This window comes from Streptomyces longispororuber, assembly GCF_014656095.1.
Lineage (GTDB): Bacteria > Actinomycetota > Actinomycetes > Streptomycetales > Streptomycetaceae > Streptomyces > Streptomyces longispororuber.
Genome location: NZ_BNBT01000013.1, coordinates 39,951 through 61,739, shown reverse-complemented (window position 1 = coordinate 61,739; position 21,789 = coordinate 39,951). Strand labels below are relative to the sequence as shown.

The window sequence follows — 21,789 nt, the reverse complement described above, 5'->3', positions numbered from 1 at the left end:
GGCGCGGGCTGCGGGAACGCCGGGGCGGGCGGCCCCCACCGGGAGCCGCCCGCCCTGTCATCCGGTTACGAACCGTTGCGCACCCGGCCGGTGAAGAGCGGCCCCCGGTGCTCGTTCCAGTCCTGGTCGTACGTGTACAGCCGCACCCGCACCGACTCCTGGGACTCGCGCACGCGGTCCTTCACGGTGGGGATGACCAGGTCGGCGCTGCGCTTGCCCGCCGGGACCACGACGGACAGGAACGGGTCCCCCGTCACCTTGGAGAGCGGACGCGCCGGGTCCGGCTTGGCGTCGAACTGCCGCTTGAGCCAGGCCTTGTCGACGTCCTTGGTGGACAGCTCCTTGCCCCCGCTGACGCGCTCGAAGCGGAACGCGGCGACGATCTCGGTGTCGGCGGCCGCGGACAGGGAGACGCGCCACGTGAGGGGCTTGCCCTCGGTGACCTTGGCCGCGACCGGCTTCACCGTGACCTTCGGCATCGGGTCGTCCTCACGGACGGAGAGCCCGCCGGAGTAGGAGCCCACGACCGCGCCGCCGGCCGTCTTGGCCAGGACGCTGTACGACAGCGGCATGCCGTAGCGCTTGTTGCCCTTGACCTTGAACGGCAGGCCGAGGGAGGTGTCCCCGGGCCGCACCGACACCGTCTTGACGGTGAACTTCTCCCGGTCCGGGCTCGGCACCCAGAGCCGCACCTTGCCCTCGCCGTCACCGGTCACCCGCACCGGCACCCGGTGCGTACGGACGCCCGAGTCGCCCTCGTCGACGCGCGGCTGCCCGACGTCGACGCGCGCCAGCGCGGACGGGCGCACCTCGGCCGTGCCGGGGCGCCAGCCCCAGGCGTCCATCAGCACCGCGTGCCCGGACCCGGTGCGCGAGGTCAGCTCCAGGGACTGGATCCGCTTCAGGTCGAGCCCCGCGCGCGTGGCGGCCGTCAGCGGAACGCGCAGCTCCTGGCCCCAGTACGTGGCCATGTAGCCGCTGCCCGGCAGCCCGTCCGCGCGGACCTGGCCGAGCTTCGCGCGGCGGCCCGAGGCGTCGACGGCCGTCACGTCCAGCTTCGTGCCGGTGGAGTTGGGCGGCAGGGCCACCCGCAGCGCGAGCGACGTCGAGCCGTCGAGGGAGACGGGGCGCGGGTTCTTGACGGACATCGTGGCGCCCGCCCGGGACCAGCGCATCGCGAGGGCGTACCGCCCGGGGTCGGGTGTCGCCTCGAAGCCCGCGAAGTGCGGGGACTGCGCCTTGGTGCCGCGCTTGAGGCAGGCGCGCGCGCCGTCCGCGGCGGTCTGGTCGCACAGCGTGCCACCGGTCACCTTCAGCGCCGGGTCCGGCACGACGGCGGCCGTGCGCCGCCCGCCGACGGCGTGGGTGAGCACGCGGGCCGGGTTCGCCGACGGCGCGCTCCTGCCGGAGCCGTCGAGCAGCGGGCGCACCGCGTCGTCACCGCCGACGAACAACTGGGCGGCCGCAGCGATGTACGTGGACCCCGCCTTCTGCTGCTGCTCGGCCGTCAGCCGGGGGCCGGAGCCCGGCGAGCAGACCGGGTGCTGCGCGTCGGAGCCGAAGTCGTCGTTGGCCGGCGCCTGCGCCTGCCCCGGCGTCCACTCGGTGTTGAAGTAGTTGTGGTTGGCGCCGACCATGTACGCCGCGCTGTGCAGGGCCGAACCGTTGCCCACGCCGCGGGTGTTGTCCAGGTAGAGCTGGCCCTGGAGGTCGGAGACGTCGCCGTCGCAGCCCGGCAGGAGCGTCAGGGAGGGCACGTCCGGGTCCGGGTTCTGGCCGAAGACCGTGGGACCGATGAGGACGGTGCCGCGGACCTGCCAGCGCGCCGTGTGGGGGTAGCCGTCCTGGTCGGCGGGCGGTGCGTACCGGCTGTCGAGCGCGGCCCTGTTGACGCCCTCGCCGCCGCGGGAGTGGCCCACGAGCAGGACCCGGGACAGGTCGGCGGCCGCCGCGCTGTCGCGGACGGCGGCCGGAGCCTTCTGCGGGTCGGCGGCCCAGTCGGCGAACCGGCCGAGGTGCCGGCGCACCAGGGACGAGCGGGCCTGCGCGCCGCCGTCGGCGGCGACGTCGTCCTGGCCGTTGATGCCGTTGGCCGAGACGGACACCGTCACATAGCCCTGGGAGGCCAGGAGCTTCTGGTCGTGCAGATAGCCCTGGTAGCTCGGGACCGGCTTCCAGCCGGACTCGCAGGGCCAGTTGCCGCCGACGTCGCCGCCCTTGTAGCAGGTGCCGTGGCGGCCGTGCAGGAACAGGGCCACGGGCCGCTTCCCCGGGGCGCCGACCGGGCCCGTCACCGTGGCCCGCATCTCCACCTTGCGCGGGAAGCCGGGCAGCTTCACCGGCGCCAGGTCGTACTCGCCCTTGACGGTGCGGTACGGGCCCGGCTTGCCGGGGTCGGTGCCGTTCGCGGGCAGTCGCTCCGGTACGGGCACCGTGCGCTGTGGCGGCGCGGCGGGCGCGGGCTTGTCGAGGCGGCGGCCGCCCGCGAGGGCCCGGAGGTCCTCCAGGCCCTCCCGCGCGCCGGGTCCGTCGTCGAGCTTCAGCCGGAACGTACGGTCGTCGCCGCCGGCCTGGGGCCGGCCGAGCAGCCGGTCCCCGGCGTAGAACTCCACCCGGGCGTCGCCCATGGGCACCGGCTTCGGCGCGCGCCACACGAGGTGCCTCTCGGCGCCGTCACCGGTGAGTTCCCAGCCCGGCGGCAGCCGGTCGCCGGGTCTGTCGGGCGATATGAGGTCGTCGGAGCGCTGCGCGCGCGGCTGGTCGGGCGACGCGAGCGCGAGCTCCGGCAGGCCCACCGCCAGTGCGAGTGCCGTGACAGTGGCAGTCGCCAAGCGCGGGACACGGATCAAGACAGTCCTCCTTGTCGTGTGCTCCCCCGAAAGCCCCGTGGGTTCACCGGGGCTCCAGTGCTGAAGGAGGGCGAAGGAGGGCTGTGGGTTGCCTGTGACACGGCCGATGTCGTGCACAGCACGACATGTCCCGGACCGATACCGGCAGGATGCGGTCGAAAAGCCTCAACTGGCGGACGTCTTCGGCCGGTCCGCGGACAGGGTGTCCGTCTCCCGGGCCTCACCCCCGTCCTGTGCCCCCGGCACCCCGGTCCAGCGGATGCGCAGCGCGCAGGCGGCGACGAGCAGGGCCGACACCGCGACGGCCGCCATGCCCCAGACCAGGCTGGTGCCGTTCGCCAGGAAGCCGATGAGGGGCGGCCCGGCGAGCAGTCCGGTCGTGCCCATCGCGGCCACGAGCGCCAGCGCGTCGGAGCCCTGCCGCGCCGCGGCGACGTACACGCACGGCGTGACGGCGGCGAGGCCGAGTCCCATGCAGGCGAAGCCGATCAGGGCCGGTACGACGCCCCCGGCGAGCAGCGCGAAGGCCAGGCCCGCGGCGGCGAGGACGCTGCCCACGCGGACCACGCGGCCGTCGCCCCAGCGGGTGCGCCAGCCGTCGGCGAAGAGGCGGGCGAGCACCATCATCACCGAGACGACGGCGATGCCGAGCGGGGCGACGCGGGCGGAGGCGTCGGCGACGTCCTTCAGGTACAGCGCCGACCAGTCGTTCATCGCGCCTTCCGCCACGGTGCCGAACACCATGGCGAAGCCCATCCAGAGCGTCACGGCGGCGGGCAGGCCCCGGCGGCGGCGCTGCTTCTCCGCGGGCTCGTCCGCGGGCCCCTCGTCGGCCAGCAGGTCGGATTCGGCGTACATCGCGAGCAGCAGCACCAGGATGGCGGCCACGCCGAAGTGCACGGCGACGGAGGACGTCACCGCGCTGGTGCCGGACGCCAGCAGGGCCGCGGCCAGCGAGCCGCCGCTGAACGTCGCGTGCAGCTTGGCCATGGCGGTGCGCCGGTAGCGGGACTCCAGGGCGGCGCCCTGGGCGTTCATGGCGACGTTCAGGCAGCCGACCGCCACGCCGTCGACGGCCATGACGAGCAGGGCCACGGGGTAGTTCGGCGCCACGGCGAGGGCGAGCAGGAGCAGGCCGAGGACGAGCGCGGAGACGAACGCCAGGCGGCGCGAGCCCCACCGCCGCGTCAGGACGGCGACCAGCGGGAACGACACGGCGGCGCCGACGCCGGTGGCCATCAGGAGCAGGCCGAGCTCGGCCTCGCTCAGCCCGAGCCGGGACTTGAGCGCGGGCAGCCGCGCGGCCCAGGTGGCGTACTGGAAGCCGAGGACGCAGAACAGCGCCGCGATGGCCACCTGTGTCCGGCGAAACTCATCGCGAACACGCAACATGTGCATCAGCCTCTTCGTCTTTCCTGTGGGTCGGTGGCCTGGTGCGGGGCGGCCGGCGGGGCCGTCGCCGCCAGGGGCAGGGACATGTACAGCGCGTCCGGTCCGTAGCCGTCCGGCAGGCGGACCTCGGGGTGGGCGGCGAAGCCCCGCGCCGCCCAGTAGGTGTCGCTGCCGCCCACGGCGACCAGGGAGATCCGCTCGTACGTCCGCGAGCGCGCGGTCGCCGACAGGTGGCGCAGCAGCCGCCGCGCGAGTCCGTGGCCGCGCAGGGGCCCGGCGACGGCGAGGTCGTGCAGGTGCAGGTTGCGCGAGGGGAGGGCGGCGCCCTCGTCCCGGCTCAGGTCGGGGCACTCGAACAGCGGGTAGGGCAGCGCCAGGACGTAGCCGACGGCCCCGTCCCCGTCGTCCAGGACGAAGCAGGTGCCGGGCGAGGCGCGGGCCCGCGACTCGAGCGCGGCCCGGCCCTCGGAGAGGCCGAGCGGGGTGTACACCTCGGCCTCCAGGGCCGCGACGCGGTCCCAGTCGCCGTCGGCGATGTGCCGGATGCGGACCCCGGACGGCCGAGTCCGCGAACCCTGTATGCCGGAAGGCGCACTGGTTTCGGCGGTCGCACCGGCCCCGGCGGCAGCGTCGGCGCCCATCTACCGCACCCCTTCCGGCTCCGGCCCCGACCCGGTCGGACCGTCGGGCCCGCCGCGCACCCAGGTGCACGGCAGCGGGCTGAAGCCGTTGAACCCCTGGGTGGTGTAACTCGTCGCGTACGCCCCGCTGGAGAGGACCCACACGGGGTCGCCGGAAGCGGCCGCGCGGGGCACGCGCACCGGGCTCAGTTCGTGGCTGTACGCGTCGTCGCTGTCGCAGGTGGGCCCCGCGACGACGGCGGGGACGCGGTCCCCGTCCGGGTGCGTGGGGAAGACCAGCGCGTACTGGAGGGCGTCCATCTCGTACAGGCCGTTGAACTTGCCGCAGCTCAGGTACAGCCAGTGCCGCCGTTCCCCCGCGCCCCGGCCGCGGGCGGAGAGCCGGGAGACGTGGGCCCGGACGGCGCCGTGGTCCGCGACCAGGTAGCGGCCCGGCTCGATGACGAAGTCCAGCGGCGTCGGGGAGGCGCTCCGCAGCCGCCGCATGCCCTCGCGGATCACGGCGAATATCTTGTCCAGGGGCGGTTCGAGGGGCCTGCCGTACCGGTCGCGGTAGCCGAGCGCGGGCAGCCCGCCGCCCAGGTTGACGTGGTCCAGGTGGATGCCGCGCCGGGCCAGGGCCGCCACCACGTCGGCCATCCGCTCCAGGGCGGCACGCCAGGCCTCGGCCGTCATCTGCTGCGAGCCGACGTGCACGGACAGGCCCGCCGGGGTGAGGCCGGTGTCCCGCGCCGTCTCCAGGACGCGCAGCGCGTCACCGGGGGAGCAGCCGAACTTGTGGCTCAGGCCCCACAGCGCGCCCTCGCCGTCGGTGGCGAGGCGGCAGAAGACCCGGGCGCCGGGGGCGAGCGCCGCGAGCGCGAGGACGTCCTCGACGCTGTCGGTCGCGTAGTCCCGCACGCCCAGGCGGTGCGCCTCGGCGATGTTCCGGTCGGACTTGATGGTGTTGCCGTAGTGGATCCGCCCGGGCGGCACGCCGGTGGCCAGGGCCTGGGTTATCTCGTGCGGGCTCGCCGCGTCGAAGCCGGCGCCGCGCCGGGCCAGGGTGGTGAGCACCTCGTCCAGCGGGCAGGCCTTCATCGCGAACCGGACGTCGACGCCCGGCAGTTCGCGCCGCAGCGTGTCGTACTGCTCCTCGATGCCCGGCAGGTCGTAGACGATGCGGTCCTCGGTCGCGGCCTCCAGGGCCGCGCGCAGCCGTGTGCTGACGTACATGTCGATGACCTGTTCCTCGCTAGCGTTCCTGCCGGGGCGCGCGCGGCTCCAGGCGCGGCACGTCGACGCCCGCGCTCGCCCCGACCAGCGCTCCCCAGGCGTCGATGAGCAGCGCGAAGTCCTCCATGTCCGAGCGGGCCTCGGCGATCAGGCGCTGCCGCCGGGCGGGCAGGGTCGCGGCGAACTCGGCGTAGCGGCCGCCGAGTTTGTGGTACGAGCGCTCGATGACGTCCAGGCGGTGCTCGTTCTCGGCGGTGTCCAGGCGCGTGGACGCGCGGACCAGTTCGGCCACGCGCGCGGCGCGGACCCCGTACCGCTCGTCGAGCAGCGACGCCCCGGCCCGGGCGAGCCCGGCGTAGACGTGGTTCAGGTACAGCATCGACAGGAAGAACTTGGTGAACCGCGTCTGGTACGCGTGGAAGCCGGGGTCGGTGCGCCGCTCGCCGGTGTAGAAGTTGATGATGTTGCGGTTGTGCAGGACGCCCGGGAGCGTGCCGTTGTACACGACGTGCAGCAGGAAGTAGTCGCTGCCGATGGTGTCGGTCGCCGGGGGCAGCGGGACGCGTTCGTGCACCTGGTGGAAGCCGATGTTGCACATGTCGACGCGCATGGGGTCGACGAGGGTCAGCACGGCCCGGTCCCCGGTGAACGGCTCGGTGCCCGCGCCCTTGAAGGACTCCTCGACCAGGGCCCGCTTCTCCTCCTCCGGCCAGGCGGCGGGCGCCCAGAGGCTGACGACGTCGTGGTACACGGCGGGGTCCAGGGCGAGGATCTCGCCGATGTCGACGGAGAGTTCGCCGATGAAGGAGCTGCCCACGAGGACCACCGGCTTGTCCGCGTGCGCCGGGTCGAGCGCCGTCTCGGTCACGCCGGGGGCCGCGTCGCCCGCCCGCCTGCCGAGCGACGTCAGCTCGTGGTGGACGGGGAAGACGCTCTCGCCGTCCAGGACCTGGTAGCTGCTGTCGGAGTCCCGGCGGTGCACGGACGCGCAGCCGAGGGCGGCCGCGATGAGGAAGGCGCGGTTGGTGCACGCGCCGTACGACAGGCCGGCGGGCAGCATCAGGTCGAGGAGCCGCTCGGCCCCGGTCAGGCCGGAGCGCTCGACGACCTGGCGCAGGAAGGCGCGCTGGGCGGCCTCGTCGAGGTGGTGGACGACGACGCCCGGCACCTCCGTTAGGGCCCGCGCGGCGCGGGCGTGGGCGGCGAAGGCGTCCGGGGTGGAGGAGTCGAGGACCAGCAGGTGCACCTCGACGTCGAAGTGCGCGGCGGCGTAGGCGGCTTCCGCGCCCAGGGCCGTGACCATCGGGGCGCACGCCCGGTTCGTGGGCAGGGTGAGGCAGATCTTGCGCATGGCGGCTCTCCGCTTCACCGGGCGTCGTCGGCGTACCAGGACGTCAGGCCGAGCAGCCTCTCGCCCAGTTCGTTGAGCGTGGCGGTGCCGTAGCGCTCGGACTCGTGCTTGCGGGCGTCGCCGACCAGCGTGACGTTCCAGTCCGGCGTGGACAGGTGCCGCCAGGACTCGATCCGGGACTTGCGCAGGGCGTGGTGCTCCTCCAGGGCGGGCATCATCGACAGGTACTGCACCGCCCGGACGCCGTCCGCCGAGGTGTTGGGCGCCACGCCGTGCGCGAGCATGCCGTTCCAGATCAGCAGGTCGCCCGCCGAGAGTTCGGGCCGGACCACGGGGAACCGCTCCCGGTCGGCGCCGGGCCGCACCGGGTCGCGGTCGGCGGGCTGGTCGAGCCTCCACCGGTCGAACTGGCGGAACAGCTCCGGCGAGCACTGGAAGCCGCCGAGCTCGGGACGGGTGTCGTGCAGCGCGATGATGCCCTGGACGCGCTGCGGCAGCACGCTGAGCGTGGAGTCGACGTCCCAGTGCAGCTCGATGTCGAAGCCCGTGTCGGTGGGCTCGATGAGCGAGCGGGAGCGGTTCCTGACGTTGGGCGGGTTGAGGTTGAGCCGGTCGAGGGTGACCCACAGCTCCTCGCAGTCCCACACGTCCACGAACGCGTCGTAGACGCGCTGGGTCTGCCGGCTGTCCCAGATGAGCTGGTGGTGGTACGCCTCCACGAAGCCGTAGACGTACAGGTCCCGCTCCAGGTCGGTGCGGAACTCCCGCTCCTCGTACCAGGTTTCGGGCCGCTCGCGGTCGAGGCCCTGGAACTCCCAGGTGAAGTCGAGCAGCCGCCGCGCGGCGTCGGCGGGTATCGCCTCCTTCACCACCACGTAGCCGTACGTCTGCCAGAAGGTGTGGTCCTCCTCGGAGAGCACCCGCAGCGGGAGGGACTTGCGGATGTCCTTGAGCGGTGTCGGGGCGAGGTAGGTCTCGCCGTCGGCGCTGAAGTACGGGGTCGCGGAGGCGGCGCGGTGGAGGTAGGCGTCGGATGCGGGCATGCTCGTACTCCTGGACGTGGGTGCGGGTGACATGGGCAGGAGCGACCGCGGCGCCGCGGTTCCGCGCGTGGGGGGGAGCCTCGGGGCGGAGGCGGGTCGGGAACGGCGGAGGCGCTGCCGCCGGCGCGGGCCGGGAACTGCGGCGTTCACCGGACCGCGAGGAGAGGCCGGGCGCGACGCGCCCCCGGGGTGGGTTCGGGCCACACGGTGGTGGCTGGTGCGGGGCGGCGGCCCTCACGGGTGGCCGCAAAAAGGACTAGACCAGTCTCGGGTTGCTACAAAGATGGACCAGGCCAACGGCGGAGTCAAGCCCCGTCCCCACGAGGAGTGTTGGCGTGCCCGCAGGCCCGCGTACGCTGCCCGAAAGGAGCATAACCCCTGGTGAGCGGCGTGCGGAGGTGAGTGTCGGGCTCCGCCCGCGGCCCCGGCGGGCACCGTCCGCTGAGGCCTGCCGCACGCGCCGTGACGGTGTCCGTCCATGTGCGCAGCAGGCCACGCCCCGCCGGCCGTCGCGTCGCGGAGGGGGGCGACGCGGTGGCTGAAGACCGCCGCACGGCGGGGCGACGGGGCCGTTCGGCCTCCCGGACGGCCTTCGCCGTGTCGGCCCGTCGGACCTGACCGCTCGACCGTACTCCGCCCGCGGCGCGGGTCTCTCCGTCACGGGCGAGCTGGGGGTCAGGCGGCCCCCGCCAGCACCTCCGCCACCGCGATGCCGGACACGCGGGTGGCGCCGTACGTCGTCAGGTGGACGGCGCCGACCCGGTCGCCCGCGGGCACGCCCATCTCGACGACGAGGGCGTCGGGGCGGCGGGACACCAGGCCCGTGAGCGCGCGGGACATCCAGGGGTGGCGGGCCGCGTCCCGGACGACGACGACCAGCTCCCGCCCGGTCGCGGGCGCGAGGGCGACCCGGTCCAGGAGGTCCGCCTCGCCGGCGAGTTCGGCTTCGCAGACGCGCACGGAGGTGGTGCCGGGGCGCAGCGCGCGCAGCGGCTCGGCCACGCCCCACGGCGTGGCGCCGTCGACGGCGAGGCTCATCGTCGGGGACAGCTCGACGACGTGCGGGTCGGCGGTCAGGGGCAGCTTGGCGCCGGACCCGCTGTGCACGCGGACCGCGCGGCGCGCGGCGACCAGGCCGATGTCGGAGGCGTCCGGCGCGGGGGCCGCGTCCCGGCCGAGCCCGGCCGACCAGGCGGCGAACTCCCGTACCCGCTCCGCCGCCTCGGTCAGCCGCTCCTCGGGCAGGGTGCCGTCGAGCACCGCCCGCACGAGGGCGTCCCGCAGCTCGTCCGCCGTGGCCTGCTCGGCGTTCTCGCCGCCCACGCACACCGCGTCCACGCCCGCGGCGACCGCCCGGACGGTGGCCCCCGCGATGCCGTACGGGCCGGACACGGCGCCCATCTCGATGCCGTCGGTGACGACCAGGCCCCCGAAGCCGAGCTGCCCGCGCAGCACGCCGCCGAGGATCGCCGGGCTCAGCGTCGCGGGCAGCTCGGTGTCGTACGCGGGCACGAGCATGTGCGCGGTCATGACGGCGCGGACGCCCGCCTCCATCGCGGCGGTGAACGGGGGCAGCGCCGTGCGGGCGATGTCGTCCGCGTCGGCGGTGAACCGCGGCAGGCCGTGGTGGGAGTCGACGTTGGTGTCGCCGTGGCCGGGGAAGTGCTTGGCGCAGGCCGCGACCCCGGCGGACTGCAGGCCGCGGATCCAGGCGGCGGTGTGCCGGGAGACGACGTCCGTGCCGGCGCCGAAGGACCGGACGCCGATGACGGGGTTCATCGGATTGGAGTTCACGTCCGCGCTCGGCGCGAAGTCCAGCGACACCCCGATCTCGCGCAGTCTGCGGCCGATGTCGCGGGCCACGCGCTCGGTCAGCTCAACGTCGTCGATGGCGCCGAGGGCGAGGTTGCCCGGCCAGGAGGCGCCGGTGCGCGCGGCGATGCGGGTCACGTCGCCCGCCTCCTCGTCGATGGCCACGATCAGGTCGGGGTTCTCGGCGCGCAGCGCGGCGGTGAGCGCGGCGACCTGCTCCGGGCTCTCGATGTTGCGCCCGAACAACACCACGGAGGCCAGCCCGTCGGCGATCCTGCGCCGCACCCAGTCCGGCGCGGTCGTGCCCACGAAACCGGGCTGGAGGACGGCGTTGGCAAGACGGGTGAGGTGCGGGTGACTGGTGCTTGCCATGGGGACCTCCACAGGGGCGCGCGGCGGGCAGTGCGGTCGGCATCGGTGGACCGCGGCGAAGCGGGCGACCGAGCCGGATGTTGGCCTATACCAATCCGGGGTGTCAAGGAGTCCCGTTGCGTCGGTATGGCCTTAATTGCCCTGGCCGAGAGGTGACTTGCGCCCTCCGGCACCCCCGGGCGTCCACCGCCTCGGCGCGCCGCGGCGTACGCGTACTCCCCCGGGCGGCGGAGCACGTCCCGCCGAAGGCGGTGCCGCCGAGGGCGCCGGGGCCCGGTCGGCGAGCCACCTGGCCGCGGGGATCGGCGCTGGTGGGGGCGGGTGCCGAGCGGCCGGTCGGCCGGGGCGGGAGGGTGCGGTGGACGCCTGGCCTGCCGGGGTGGGGCGGCCGCGGGTGCCCGGCCTGCCGGGGTGGGGCGGAGTTGCCGACGCCCGGCCCAGCGCCTCCGCCCGAGCGGAGTTGCCGACGCCCGGCCCAGCGCCTCCGCCCGAGCGGAGTGGGATGGGGCCGCGGACGCCCGGCCTGCCGGAGCGGGGAGGGGCTGCGGGCGCCCGGCCCAGCGCCTCCGGCCTGGCGGAGTGGGGGGGCGCGGCCCCCCGGCCGTCCGTCTGCCCCCACGGCCCCGCCGGGCCTCCCCGCCCCACCTGGCAGAACCCGTCCACCCCGGGCGGGCGCCCCCGTGGCGGCCCCCGTACGGGCCAACACCACGCGCCGTCCCGTCCGCCCGCCGGTGGAATGGACGGGTGACGCCCCCGGACGACTGCCTGGCCCGCAACGAGTGGATCTGCGGCACGTACCTGAGCACCCGCCGCCACATCCTGCTCGACGCCGTCCTCCAGCACCTGGAGCTCACCGCCGTCTCCGTCCTGACCGCGCTGGCCGTCGCGCTGCCGCTGGCCCTCGTGGCCCGCCGCTGGCGGCTCGCGGCGGGACCCGTCCTCGGCCTGACCACCGTCCTGTACACGATCCCGTCCCTCGCGATGTTCTCGCTGCTGCTGCCCGTGTACGGCCTGTCCGCGTCGCTCGTCGTCGCCGGGCTCGTGCTCTACTCCCTCACCCTGCTCGTGCGCAACATCCTCGCCGGGCTGCGCGCCGTGCCCGAGGAGACCCGCCAGGCCGCCCGCGGCATGGGCTACGGGCCTTTCCGGCTGCTCCTGGCCGTCGAACTGCCGCTCGCGCTGCCCGCCGCCATGGCGGGCCTGCGCATCGCCACCGTCTCCGCCGTCTCGCTCGTCACCGTCGGCGCGATCGTCGGCTTCGGGGGCCTCGGCAACCTCATCTACGCGGGCATGAACACCTACTTCAAGGCGCAGGTCCTCACCGCCTCCGTGCTGTGCGTGGTCATCGCCGTGGCCGCCGACGTGCTGCTGCTCGGCGTCCAGCGGCTGCTCACGCCCTGGACGAGGGCGGCGCGCGCGTGACGACCCTCGGCGACGCCTGGGCCTGGCTCGGCGACCCCGCGCACTGGGCGGGTGAGGACGGCATCGGGCACCGGCTCGCCCAGCACCTCGTGCTGACCGTGGTGTGCCTGCTGCTGAGCTGCCTGGTCGCGCTGCCCGTCGCGCTCGTCCTCGGCCACCTCGGCAAGGGCGGGGCCCTCGCCGTCAACCTCTCCAACGCCGGGCGGGCCGTGCCGACCTTCGCGGTCCTCGTCCTGCTGCTGCTCACGCCGGTCGGCCGCTGGGAGCAGGGGCCCACCGTCGTCGCCCTGGTCCTCTTCGCCGTGCCGCCGCTGCTGACCAACGCCTACGTCGGCATGCGCGGGGTCGACCGCGGCGTCGTCCAGGCCGCCCGCGGCATGGGCATGACCGGGTGGCAGCTCCTGTGGCGGGTCGAGGCGCCGCTCGCGCTGCCGCTGATCATGAGCGGGGTGCGCGTCGCCGCCGTCCAGCTCGTCGCCACCGCCACCCTCGCGGCCCTCGCGGGCGGCGGCGGCCTCGGCCGGATCATCACCGCGGGCTTCAACCTCGCCAGCACCCCGCAGGTCGTCGCCGGGGCGGTGCTCGTCGCCGCGTTCGCCCTCGTCGTCGAGGGCCTCTTCGAGGCGGCCGAGCGGCTCGCGCCCGGCCGGGCCCGGCGCCGGGGCAGGGCGCGATGACGTGGCGCCCCCGCCTGGCCGGCGCCGCCCTCGCCCTGGCCGCCCTGCTCACCGCCGGGTGCGCCACGGGCCCCGCCCTGGAGGACCGCGGTGACGTCACCGGGCCGCCGGGCGACAGCGACCACCTCGTCGTCGGCTCGGCGGGCTTCACCGAGAGCGACCTGCTCGCGCACATGTACGCGCTGCTCCTGGAGGACGCCGGGTACGACACGGAGTTCCTGTCCGTCGCCAACCGGGAGCTGTACGAACCCGCCCTGGAGGCCGGGCAGATCGACGTCGTGCCCGAGTACGCGGCGACGTTCGCCGACTGGCTGAACGCCAAGGCCCACGGCGCGGACGCCGAGCCCGTCGGCTCCCCCGACCTCGGCAGGACCATGCGGGCCCTGCGCGCGCTCGCCGCGCCGCGCGGCCTGGCCGTCCTCGACCCCGGCAGGGCCGTCGACCAGAACGCGTTCGCGGTCGCCGCCTCGTACGCGCGCGAACACCGTCTGAAGACCCTCACCGACCTGGGCGCCTCGGGCCTGAAGGTGCGGCTCGCCGCGGGCGACGAGTGCGTACGGCGGCCGTACTGCGCCCCCGGGCTCAAGAAGGTGTACGGCATCGACGTGACCGCCGTCGACCCGAAGGGCGTCGGCACCACCCAGGCCAAGAAGGCGGTGCAGAGCGGCCGGGACCAGATGGTCCTCACCACGTCCACGGACGCCACCCTCGACGCGTTCGGCCTCGTGCTGCTCGCCGACGACAAGCGCCTGCAGAACGCCGACGCCGTGGTGCCCGTGGTCAACCGCTCCCGTGCGGGCGGCGACCGCGTCGCCCGTGCCCTCGGCCGCCTCAACACCGTGCTCACCACGGGGGACTTGGCGGACATGAACCGCCGGGTCGACAGTTGGCGGCGCCTCCCGGAGGACGTGGCGAAGGCATACCTCAAGGACAAGGGGCTGCTGTAGGAGCCCGCCGCCGCAACTGCCATGCTGACCCGCATGGCCGATCACCGGAACCACGACGCCGTCCGGCGCAGCTACGACACCGTCGCCGAGGAGTACGCGACCCGGCTGCACGACGAACTCGACGCCAAGCCCCTCGACCGTGCGCTCCTTGCCGCCCTGGTGGAGCAGACCGGCCTGGACGGCCCGATCGCCGACCTCGGCTGCGGCCCCGGCCACGTGGCCGCCCACCTCACCGCCCTGGGCGCCCGGACCGTCGGCGTCGACCTGTCCCCGGGCATGGTCGCCGAGGCCCGCCGCCGCCACCCGGCGGTGGAGTTCCGCCAGGGCGACCTGCTCGACCTGCCCGCCGAGGACGGCGAGTTCGCCGCGGCCGTCGCCCTCTACACGATCATCCACCTCGCCCCCGACGAACTGCTGCCCGCCTTCACCGAGGCCCACCGCGTCCTGCGCCCCTCCGGCCTGCTGCTCGTCTCCTTCCACCGGGGCACCGAGATCCGCCACCTGGACGACTGGTGGGGCCACGACGTGAACCTCGACTTCCACTTCCTGTCCACCGACGCCGTGGCCGACCTCCTGACGGAAGCGGGCTTCACCCTGGAAGCCCGCCTGGAACGACCCCCCCACCCCCAAGAGGCCCCCACCCCCCGCTCCTACCTCCTAACCCGCCGCCTCTGAAAGCGCCCCCAAAGGGGCGCGGGGAACTGCGCGCCCAGCCACAACAAACACACAGAACAAAAACGGGCAGCAAGGGGCACCCACCAAAAAGGGGGGAAAGGGCCGGGGGGACACCCCCGCCCCACCCCCGCTCAGCCGGCGCAGCGCTACGCGTCGGAGACGGAGGAGAACTCCACCTCGTCCCTGCCCACCCCTTGGGCCTCCGCGTCCACCGACCGCCGCAGCGCCTCGTGCAACTTCGCCGGGGTCAGGACCCCCACGAAGCGGGCCCCGTCCACCACGGCGACCCACCCCGCGTCGTGCTGGAGCATCACGCCGAACGCCTGCTTCAGGGAGGCCCCCACGGGCAGCCAGGCGTTCATGCGGTGGGCCAGGTCGCCGACCGTGGCGCCCTCCCCGGCGGGCGTCACCTCGTCGACGCCGACCCAGCCGTGCAGATCGCCGCCCGCGTCCAGGACCACCGCCCAGCGCGCGCCCTCGGCCCGCAGCCGGGCCGCCGCCCGGCCGGCGGGCTCGTCCAGGCGGGCCAGCGGCGGCTGCTCCAGGTCGTCCGCCTCGATCGCGGTCACCGACAGCCGCTTCAGGCCCCGGTCGGCGCCCACGAACTCGGCGACGTAGGGGGTCGCGGGCGCCCCGAGGACCGCGCCCGGCGTGTCGAACTGCTCGATGCGGCCCTGCCCGTACACCGCGACCCGGTCCCCTAGCCGCACGGCCTCCTCGATGTCGTGCGTGACCATCAGGACGGTCTTGCGCACGGTCCGCTGGAGCCGCAGGAACTCGTTCTGCAGCCGCTCCCGCACCACCGGGTCGACGGCGCCGAACGGCTCGTCCATCAGCAGCACCGGCGGGTCGGCGGCCAGCGCCCGGGCCACGCCGACGCGCTGGCGCTGCCCGCCGGAGAGCTGCTCCGGGTAGCGCGAGCCGTACGTCTTCGGGTCGAGGCCCACCAGGTCCAGGAGCTCGGCGGCGCGGGCCCGCGCCCTGGCCCGCTTCCAGCCGACCAGCGCGGGCACCGTCGCCGCGTTGTCCAGGACCGTGCGGTGCGGGAAGAGGCCGACCTGCTGGATGACGTAGCCGATGCGGCGGCGCAGCCGCACGGGGTCGACGCCGGCGACGTCCGCGCCGTCCACGAGGACGCGGCCCGACGTGGGCTCGACGAGCCGGTTGACCATCATCATCGTGGTCGTCTTGCCGCAGCCGGACGGGCCCACGAGCGTGACCAGCTCGCCCTCGGCGACCTCGAAGGAGAGGTCGTCCACGGCCGTCGTCCCGTCCGGGTAGCGCTTGGTCACGTGCTCGAACCGGATCATTCCCTCACGCTAACCGCGCCCGTCACACCCCGCTCACCAGCACCACCTCCAGGGTGCGGGGCCCGTGCACGCCCTCGACCCGGTCCAGTTCGATGTCACTGGTCGCGGACGGCCCGGAGATCCAGGTCAGCGGGCGGCGCGGGTCGAGCCGCCCGAGCGCCTCGGGCACGGACGCGACGACCTGGTCCGGGACCCGGACGACGCACACGTGGTGATCGGGGACCAGGGTGACCCGGCGGCGGCCCTGGTCGGGCGAGCCGTCCAGGACGAGCGTGCCCGTACCGGCGATCGCGACCGCGCAGCCCGTCACCACGCTGTCGACGCGGTCGAGGTCGTACGCGGTGTCGGCCGCCCGGTCGGGGACCTGCTCGACGGCGGCTTCGGCCAGCCAGGTGGGCGGCAGGCCCGGCGGCACGAGCACCCTGCGCGCGCCGCGCGCGGCGAGCAGCCGGGCCAGCAGGTCCGCGAGGCCGTCGCCGTCCGCGCGGTGCACGACGGCCCGGTAGTCGGCCAGGTTCTCGGCGAGCAGGTCGAGCACGCCGGAGTCCCGCTCCCGCGCACCGTCGCCGGGGCCGCGCCGGTAGGCACGGGCGACGGCGTCCTCGTACGTCACGTCCGGGTCCCGCGGGCGTGGCCCGAGGGCCCGCCCGATCCGCCCGAGGACCACGTCCCTGTCACTCACCGCGCACCGCCTTTCCTGCCTCCGTGGGCGCAGTCCCCGTCCGCGCGGCCTCCGTACGCGTACGGCGCCACCAGTCCCGGAACGGCTCGGCGGGCACCTCCGGCAGGTCCCGGCTCGCGCTCCACGCCCTGCCGGGCCCGGGCAGGGCGCGCGGATGGACGCCCCGGGTGCGGGACGCCAGGCGCTGGCCCGCGCGCAGCGCCCCCGGGCGCCCGAACACCCACCGCGCGGCCCGCATCGCCGCCCGCTCGGCCGCGTGCCCCCGGGCGGGCCTCAGCCGGACCCGTACGCCCCGCCGGGTCACCTCGCCGCCCTCGACGACCCGCTCCCGCAGGTGCACCAGCACTTCCGGGATGTCGATGGCGACCGGGCACACGTCGTAGCACGCGCCGCACAGCGAGGACGCGTAGGGCAGCGAGGCGTCCAGCGCGCTCTGTGTGCCGCGGAGCTGCGGGCCGAGGACGGCGCCGATGGGCCCCGGGTACACCGAGCCGTAGGCGTGCCCGCCCGCCCGCTCGTACACCGGGCACACGTTGAGGCACGCCGAGCAGCGGATGCAGCGCAGCACCTGGCGGCCGACGTCGTCGGCGAGGGTGTCGGTGCGGCCGTTGTCGAGCAGCACCAGGTGGAAGGCGCGCGGCCCGTCGCCCTCCCCGCGCGGGCCGCCGCTCGTACCGGTCCACATCGACGTGTACGGGTTCATGCGCTCGGCCGTGGCGGAGCGGGGGAGGGTCTGGAGGAACACCTCCAGGTCCCGCCACGTGGGCACGACCTTCTCGATGCCGACGACGGAGATGAGGGTCTCCGGCAGCGTCAGGCACATGCGGCCGTTGCCCTCGGACTCGACGACGACGAGCGTGCCGGTCTCGGCGACCATGAAGTTGGCGCCCGAGATGCCGACCTTGGCGCGCAGGAACTTCTCCCGCAGGTGCAGCCGCGCGGCCTCGGCGAGTTCGGCGGGGCTGTCGGTGAGCCCGTCCGGGGCGGGGCGGCCCCAGCGCCCCATCTCGGTGCGGAAGACGTCCCGGATCTCGCCGCGGTTGCGGTGGATGGCGGGCACCAGGATGTGCGAGGGCCGGTCCCGGCCGAGCTGCACGATCAGCTCGGCGAGGTCGGTCTCGTAGGCGCGGATGCCCGCGGCCTCCAGGGCTTCGTTGAGGCCGATCTCCTGCGTGGCCATGGACTTGACCTTGACGACCTCCCGCTCGCCGGTCTCCTGGACCAGGCGGGTCACCACGCGGTTGGCCTCGTCGGCGTCGGCCGCCCAGTGCACGGTGCCGCCCGCCGCCGTGACCGCCTCCTCCAGACGCAGCAGATAGTGGTCCAGGTGGCGCAGCGTGTGGTCCTTGATGCGCTTGCCCGCCTCGCGCAGCTCCGCCCAGTCGTCCAGCTCGGCGACGGCGCGGGCGCGCTTGTCGCGGATGGTGTGCGTGGCGTGGCGGAGGTTGGCGCGCAGGGTGGCGTCGCGCACGGCGGCGCGGGCGGCCTCCGGGAACGCCGGCATGCCCAGGAAGGTGCCGCTCATGCCAGGACCTCCTCCTCCGTGCCGGCCAGGATCTCCGCGATGTGCACCGGCCGCATGTCCGTCCGCAGCCGCGCCATCGTGCCGCCGAGGTGCATCAGGCAGGAGTTGTCCGCCGCGCACAGCACCTCGGCGCCGGTGGACTGGGCGTGGCGTACCTTGTCGGCGCCCATCGCCGCCGAGACGTCCGGGTTCTTCACCGCGAAGGTGCCGCCGAAGCCGCAGCACTCCTCGGCGCCCGGCAGCTCCACGAGTTCGAGACCGCGCACGGCCCGCAGCAGCCGCAGGGGCCGCTCGCCGAGGCCGAGCGAGCGCAGGCCGTGGCAGGTCGGGTGGTACGTCACCGTGTGCGGGTAGTACGCGCCGACGTCGGTGACGCCGAGGACGTCCACGAGGAACTCGGTCAGCTCGTACGTCCGCGGCACCACGGGCGCCAGGGCCGCCGCGAGCCCGCCGCCGCGGCCTTCGGCCCGGGCCCGCTCACCGAGGCGCGGGTAGAGCTCGCGCACCATCGCGCCGCACGATCCGGAGGGCGTCACGATCGCCTCGTAGCCCCGGAAGACATCGGAGAAGTGCCGGGCGAGCGGCTCGGCCTGATGGCGGTAGCCGGTGTTGTAGTGCGCCTGGCCGCAGCAGGTCTGCGCCTCCGGGAAGTCCACGTCGACGCCCAGCCTGGTCAGGAGCTTCACGGTGGCACGGCCGGTGTTCGGGTACAGCGTGTCGTTGACGCAGGTCAGGAAGAGAGCGATACGCATGGCGCGTGCCTCCTCGTCGATCATCGGATGTATGGGCAGCGTAATCTGGCGGGGGCGCCCTGGGGGAGCCTCTCGCCCGACCGGCCCGCCCGCGCACCCGGGCGGCCCATGACCTGCTGCGGCCCCGCCGCAGCCGTGCCGCAGCCGTGCCGTAGGAGTCGCCTTGACCGTGACGTACCGTCAGTACCGCCAGCCCGGGGTCGTGCTCACCGACCGCCGCTTCCAGGTGCCGCTCGACCACGGCGACCCGGCGGGGGAGCGGATCGAGCTGTTCGCCCGGGAGTGCGTGGCCGCCTCCCGGCAGGACGCGCGGCTGCCCTGGCTGGTGTACCTCCAGGGCGGCCCCGGCTTCGGCGCGCACCGGTTCGCGGGCGCCCAGGCCTGGCTCGGGCGGGCCCTGCGCGACTACCGCGTGCTGCTCCTCGACCAGCGCGGCACCGGCGCCTCGGCGCCCGCCAACCGCCAGACGCTGCCGCTGCGCGGCGGCCCCCGCGAACAGGCCGACTACCTGCGGCACTTCCGCGCCGACGCGATCGTGCGGGACTGCGAGGCGATCCGCCGCGAGGTCACCGGCGGCGCCCCCTGGACCGTCCTCGGCCAGAGCTTCGGCGGCTTCTGCGCCGTCCACTACCTCTCCGCCGCGCCCGAGGGCCTGGACGCCGCGCTGATCACCGGCGGCCTGCCGACGCTGGACGGCCACGCGGACGACGTCTACCGCGCCGCCTACCCGCGCATGGAGCGCAAGTCCCTGGCCCACTACGCCCGTTACCCGGGCGACGTCGAGCGCGCCCGGCGGATCGCCGAGTACGCCGCCGAGCACGAGCCGGTCCTCAACGGCGGCTACCGCCTCACCGCCGAGGCCTTCCAGTCCCTCGGCATCCTGCTCGGCACCGGCGACGGCAGCCACCGCCTGCACTACCTCCTGGAGGACGCCTTCGTCCGCACCAGCGCGGGACCCGCCCTCTCGGACGCCTTCCAGGAGCAGGTCCAGGCCCTCCTGTCGTACGCGGCGCACCCCTTGTACGCCGTCCTGCACGAGGCCTGCTACGCCCAGGGCGGGCGGCCCACCGCCTGGTCCGCCGAGCGGGTGCGGGCCGAGTTCCCCCGGTTCGACGCGGCCAAGAGCCTCGCGGGCGGCGAACCCGTCCTGTTCACCGGGGAGGCCGTCCAGCGCTGGATGTTCGACTGCGACCCGGCGCTGCGGCCGCTGCGCGAGACCGCCGAGCTGCTCGCCGCGCGCACCGACTGGGCCCCGCTGTACGACGCCGAACGCCTGGCCGCCAACGAGGTGCCGGCGGCCGCCGCCGTCTACCACGACGACCTGTACGTCGACACCGCCGACTCCCTGCGCACCGCGCGGGCGATCCGCGGCCTGCGCACCTGGGTCACGGACGAGTACGAGCACGACGGACTGCGCGTGAGCGGCCCCCGGGTCCTCGACCGGCTCCTCGGCCTCGTCCGGGGCGAGATCTGACCCCGGCCGGACGCGCGCGGCCGCTGGATAGGCTGCGCTCATGACCGAGCCGCAGACCGACAGCGCACCCGCCCCTGGCCAGTTGGCCCCCATGCCCGAGGACTGGCGGCGGGCCCTCGCCGTCGTCGCCCACCCCGACGACCTGGAGTACGGCTGCTCCGGGGCGATCGCCTCCTGGACGGACGCCGGGCGCGAGGTGGCGTACCTCCTCGCGACCCGGGGCGAGGCGGGCATCGACACCCTGGCGCCCGCCGAGGCCGGGCCGCTGCGCGAGCGGGAGCAGCGCGCGAGCGCGGCCGTCGTCGGCGTGGACACCGTCGAGTTCCTCGACCACGCCGACGGCGTGATCGAGTACGGCACGGCGCTGCGCCGCGACATCGCCGCCGCGATCCGCAGGCACCGGCCCGAGCTGGTCGTCACGCTCAACCACCAGGACACCTGGGGCGGCGGCGCCGCCTGGAACACCCCGGACCACGTCGCCGTCGGCCGCGCCACCATGGACGCGGTCGCCGACGCGGGCAACCGCTGGATCTTCCCCGACCTCGCCGAGCAGGGCCTGGAGCCGTGGAACGGGGTGCGCTGGGTCGCCGTGGCCGGCACGGACCGGCCGACGCACGCGGTGGACGCCCGGCCGGGCCTGGAGCGTTCCGTCCGGTCCCTGCTGGAGCACCGCGCCTATCTGGAGGCCCTCACGGACGAGGACCCGGAGGCGTACTGCCGCTCGGTCCTCGCGGGCTTCGCCGAGCAGCTCGCGCCGCGCTTCGGCGGGGTCCCCGCGGTGGCCTTCGAGGTCTTCGCCCGGTGACGCGGGTCTGACGTACCGCTGATGCGGGTTTGACATACCGCGTTGCTGATTCTGCAATGAGCGCATGGGATCCGCAGAGAGACACACGCACGAGGGTCAGGGGCGGAGCGGCCAGCCGCCCACGAGCCGGGCGCAGGGCGGTCAGGCGTCCGCGAGTCCGGCACCGGGCAGTCAGACGCAGGGCAGCCAGACGCAGGGCGGTCAGGTGCCGGGCGGTCAGGCGCACGAGGGTGACGGCGGTGAGACCGACAAGGTCCTCACCGCCGTCGGGCCGCGCCTGCGCAGGATCCGCAAGGAGCGCGGCGCGACGCTCGCGGAGCTGTCCGCCGCCACCGGCATCTCCGTCAGCACGCTCTCGCGCCTGGAGTCGGGCGGGCGCAGGCCGAGCCTGGAGCTGCTGCTGCCCATCGCCCGCGCCCACCAGGTCCCGCTGGACGAACTCGTCGGCGCCCCGCCCGTCGGCGACCCCCGCGTCCGGGCCAAGCCCATCGTCCGCCACGGCCGCACGATGGTGCCCCTGACCCGCCAGCCCGGCGGGCTCCAGGCGTACAAGGTCATCGAACCCGCCCGGACCGTGGAGCCCGACCCGAAGACGCACGAGGGGTACGAGTGGCTGTACGTGCTGTCCGGGCGGCTGCGCCTGATCCTCGGCGAGCACGACGTGGTGCTGACCGCGGGGGAGGCGGCCGAGTTCGACACCCGGGTGCCGCACTGGTTCGGCGCCACCGGCGAGGGCCCGGCCGAGTTCCTGAGCCTGTTCGGGCCGCAGGGCGAACGCATGCACGTCCGGGCCAAGCCCAAGGCCCGGTCCGGGGGAGCGGCTGACGGCTGACCCTGTTCCGCTG

At 74.9% G+C, this 21,789-nt stretch carries 18 protein-coding genes; 7 read left to right on the top strand and 11 right to left on the bottom strand.

The features are described 5' to 3' along the window. Positions 1-65: 65 nt before the first annotated feature. The 7 genes from IE330_RS07115 to IE330_RS07085 form a co-directional block, all read right to left on the bottom strand. A complete protein-coding gene (locus IE330_RS07115; RefSeq protein WP_190135005.1) occupies positions 66-2,849 on the bottom strand; it encodes an alpha/beta hydrolase in 2,784 nt (927 codons plus the stop codon). Between the two features lie 165 nt (positions 2,850-3,014). After that, positions 3,015-4,241, bottom strand: a complete 1,227-nt coding sequence (locus tag IE330_RS07110) for an MFS transporter (RefSeq protein ID WP_190135004.1) — start codon at positions 4,239-4,241, stop codon at positions 3,015-3,017. A gap of 5 nt (positions 4,242-4,246) precedes the next feature. Further along, positions 4,247-4,882 carry a GNAT family N-acetyltransferase gene (locus IE330_RS07105; protein WP_190135003.1) on the bottom strand — a complete coding sequence of 212 codons (636 nt, stop codon included), beginning with the start codon at positions 4,880-4,882 and terminating at the stop codon, positions 4,247-4,249. Further along, complete coding sequence (locus tag IE330_RS07100; protein WP_190135002.1) at positions 4,883-6,097, bottom strand: type III PLP-dependent enzyme; 1,215 nt, start codon at positions 6,095-6,097, stop codon at positions 4,883-4,885. 19 nt (positions 6,098-6,116) lie between these two features. Beyond that, positions 6,117-7,448 (bottom strand): DUF6271 family protein, encoded by a 1,332-nt coding sequence (locus IE330_RS07095; protein WP_190135001.1) that lies wholly within the window; start codon positions 7,446-7,448, stop codon positions 6,117-6,119. A 14-nt stretch (positions 7,449-7,462) separates the two neighbouring features. After that, positions 7,463-8,491, bottom strand: a complete 1,029-nt coding sequence (locus IE330_RS07090; protein WP_190135000.1) for a phytanoyl-CoA dioxygenase family protein — start codon at positions 8,489-8,491, stop codon at positions 7,463-7,465. A gap of 675 nt (positions 8,492-9,166) precedes the next feature. After that, on the bottom strand, positions 9,167-10,675 hold the full coding sequence (locus tag IE330_RS07085; protein ID WP_190134999.1) for a glycoside hydrolase family 3 protein: 1,509 nt from the start codon (positions 10,673-10,675) through the stop codon (positions 9,167-9,169). A gap of 744 nt (positions 10,676-11,419) precedes the next feature. Between IE330_RS07085 and IE330_RS07080 the strand changes: the two genes are divergently transcribed. Genes IE330_RS07080 through IE330_RS07065 form a run of 4 tightly spaced genes read left to right on the top strand, consistent with a single transcriptional unit; the run spans position 11,420 to position 14,396 of the window. After that, positions 11,420-12,097: an ABC transporter permease gene (locus IE330_RS07080; protein WP_190134998.1), complete on the top strand. Its 678-nt coding sequence runs from the start codon at positions 11,420-11,422 to the stop codon at positions 12,095-12,097. Next, complete coding sequence (locus tag IE330_RS07075) at positions 12,094-12,774, top strand: ABC transporter permease (protein ID WP_190134997.1); 681 nt, start codon at positions 12,094-12,096, stop codon at positions 12,772-12,774. Before IE330_RS07080 ends, IE330_RS07075 begins: the two co-directional genes overlap by 4 nt. After that, positions 12,771-13,721, top strand: coding sequence for an ABC transporter substrate-binding protein (locus tag IE330_RS07070; RefSeq protein ID WP_190134996.1), 951 nt, complete (start codon positions 12,771-12,773; stop codon positions 13,719-13,721). Before IE330_RS07075 ends, IE330_RS07070 begins: the two co-directional genes overlap by 4 nt. A gap of 33 nt (positions 13,722-13,754) precedes the next feature. Further along, on the top strand, positions 13,755-14,396 hold the full coding sequence (locus IE330_RS07065; protein ID WP_190134995.1) for a class I SAM-dependent DNA methyltransferase: 642 nt from the start codon (positions 13,755-13,757) through the stop codon (positions 14,394-14,396). Between the two features lie 146 nt (positions 14,397-14,542). Here the strand turns inward: IE330_RS07065 and IE330_RS07060 are convergent, their stop codons facing one another. Genes IE330_RS07060 through IE330_RS07045 form a run of 4 tightly spaced genes read right to left on the bottom strand, consistent with a single transcriptional unit; the run spans position 14,543 to position 18,665 of the window. Continuing rightward, positions 14,543-15,706 carry a betaine/proline/choline family ABC transporter ATP-binding protein gene (locus tag IE330_RS07060; protein ID WP_190134994.1) on the bottom strand — a complete coding sequence of 388 codons (1,164 nt, stop codon included), beginning with the start codon at positions 15,704-15,706 and terminating at the stop codon, positions 14,543-14,545. A gap of 22 nt (positions 15,707-15,728) precedes the next feature. Next, a complete protein-coding gene (locus IE330_RS07055) occupies positions 15,729-16,388 on the bottom strand; it encodes a LutC/YkgG family protein (RefSeq protein WP_190134993.1) in 660 nt (219 codons plus the stop codon). Then, entirely contained in the window at positions 16,381-17,913 is a 1,533-nt protein-coding gene (locus IE330_RS07050) for a LutB/LldF family L-lactate oxidation iron-sulfur protein (RefSeq protein ID WP_190134992.1), read from the bottom strand. Before IE330_RS07050 ends, IE330_RS07055 begins: the two co-directional genes overlap by 8 nt. Further along, positions 17,910-18,665: a (Fe-S)-binding protein gene (locus IE330_RS07045; protein ID WP_190134991.1), complete on the bottom strand. Its 756-nt coding sequence runs from the start codon at positions 18,663-18,665 to the stop codon at positions 17,910-17,912. Before IE330_RS07045 ends, IE330_RS07050 begins: the two co-directional genes overlap by 4 nt. A gap of 169 nt (positions 18,666-18,834) precedes the next feature. Here IE330_RS07045 and IE330_RS07040 point away from each other — a divergent pair, with 169 nt between their 5' ends. The 3 genes from IE330_RS07040 to IE330_RS07030 all read left to right on the top strand — a co-directional run bounded on the left by IE330_RS07040 (position 18,835) and on the right by IE330_RS07030 (position 21,776). Further along, the gene (locus IE330_RS07040) at positions 18,835-20,139 is read left to right on the top strand and encodes an alpha/beta fold hydrolase (RefSeq protein WP_373314585.1); all 1,305 of its coding nucleotides are present in this window, start codon (positions 18,835-18,837) and stop codon (positions 20,137-20,139) included. Positions 20,140-20,179: 40 nt separating this feature from the next. Next, positions 20,180-20,944, top strand: coding sequence for a PIG-L deacetylase family protein (locus tag IE330_RS07035; protein WP_190134989.1), 765 nt, complete (start codon positions 20,180-20,182; stop codon positions 20,942-20,944). 205 nt (positions 20,945-21,149) lie between these two features. Next, entirely contained in the window at positions 21,150-21,776 is a 627-nt protein-coding gene (locus IE330_RS07030) for a helix-turn-helix domain-containing protein (protein WP_190134988.1), read from the top strand. Positions 21,777-21,789 lie beyond the last annotated feature (13 nt).

What these genes read in the sequence shown, in the direction of transcription:
- IE330_RS07110 (WP_190135004.1), bottom strand. Translation starts at nt 4,241, where the DNA reads ATGTTGCGTGTTCGCGATGAGTTTCGCCGGACACAGGTGGCCATCGCG.
- IE330_RS07105 (WP_190135003.1), bottom strand. Translation starts at nt 4,882, where the DNA reads ATGGGCGCCGACGCTGCCGCCGGGGCCGGTGCGACCGCCGAAACCAGT.
- IE330_RS07100 (WP_190135002.1), bottom strand. Translation starts at nt 6,097, where the DNA reads ATGTACGTCAGCACACGGCTGCGCGCGGCCCTGGAGGCCGCGACCGAG.
- IE330_RS07095 (WP_190135001.1), bottom strand. Translation starts at nt 7,448, where the DNA reads ATGCGCAAGATCTGCCTCACCCTGCCCACGAACCGGGCGTGCGCCCCG.
- IE330_RS07090 (WP_190135000.1), bottom strand. Translation starts at nt 8,491, where the DNA reads ATGCCCGCATCCGACGCCTACCTCCACCGCGCCGCCTCCGCGACCCCG.
- IE330_RS07085 (WP_190134999.1), bottom strand. Translation starts at nt 10,675, where the DNA reads ATGGCAAGCACCAGTCACCCGCACCTCACCCGTCTTGCCAACGCCGTC.
- IE330_RS07070 (WP_190134996.1), top strand. Translation starts at nt 12,771, where the DNA reads ATGACGTGGCGCCCCCGCCTGGCCGGCGCCGCCCTCGCCCTGGCCGCC.
- IE330_RS07065 (WP_190134995.1), top strand. Translation starts at nt 13,755, where the DNA reads ATGGCCGATCACCGGAACCACGACGCCGTCCGGCGCAGCTACGACACC.
- IE330_RS07060 (WP_190134994.1), bottom strand. Translation starts at nt 15,706, where the DNA reads ATGATCCGGTTCGAGCACGTGACCAAGCGCTACCCGGACGGGACGACG.
- IE330_RS07050 (WP_190134992.1), bottom strand. Translation starts at nt 17,913, where the DNA reads ATGAGCGGCACCTTCCTGGGCATGCCGGCGTTCCCGGAGGCCGCCCGC.
- IE330_RS07045 (WP_190134991.1), bottom strand. Translation starts at nt 18,665, where the DNA reads ATGCGTATCGCTCTCTTCCTGACCTGCGTCAACGACACGCTGTACCCG.
- IE330_RS07035 (WP_190134989.1), top strand. Translation starts at nt 20,180, where the DNA reads ATGACCGAGCCGCAGACCGACAGCGCACCCGCCCCTGGCCAGTTGGCC.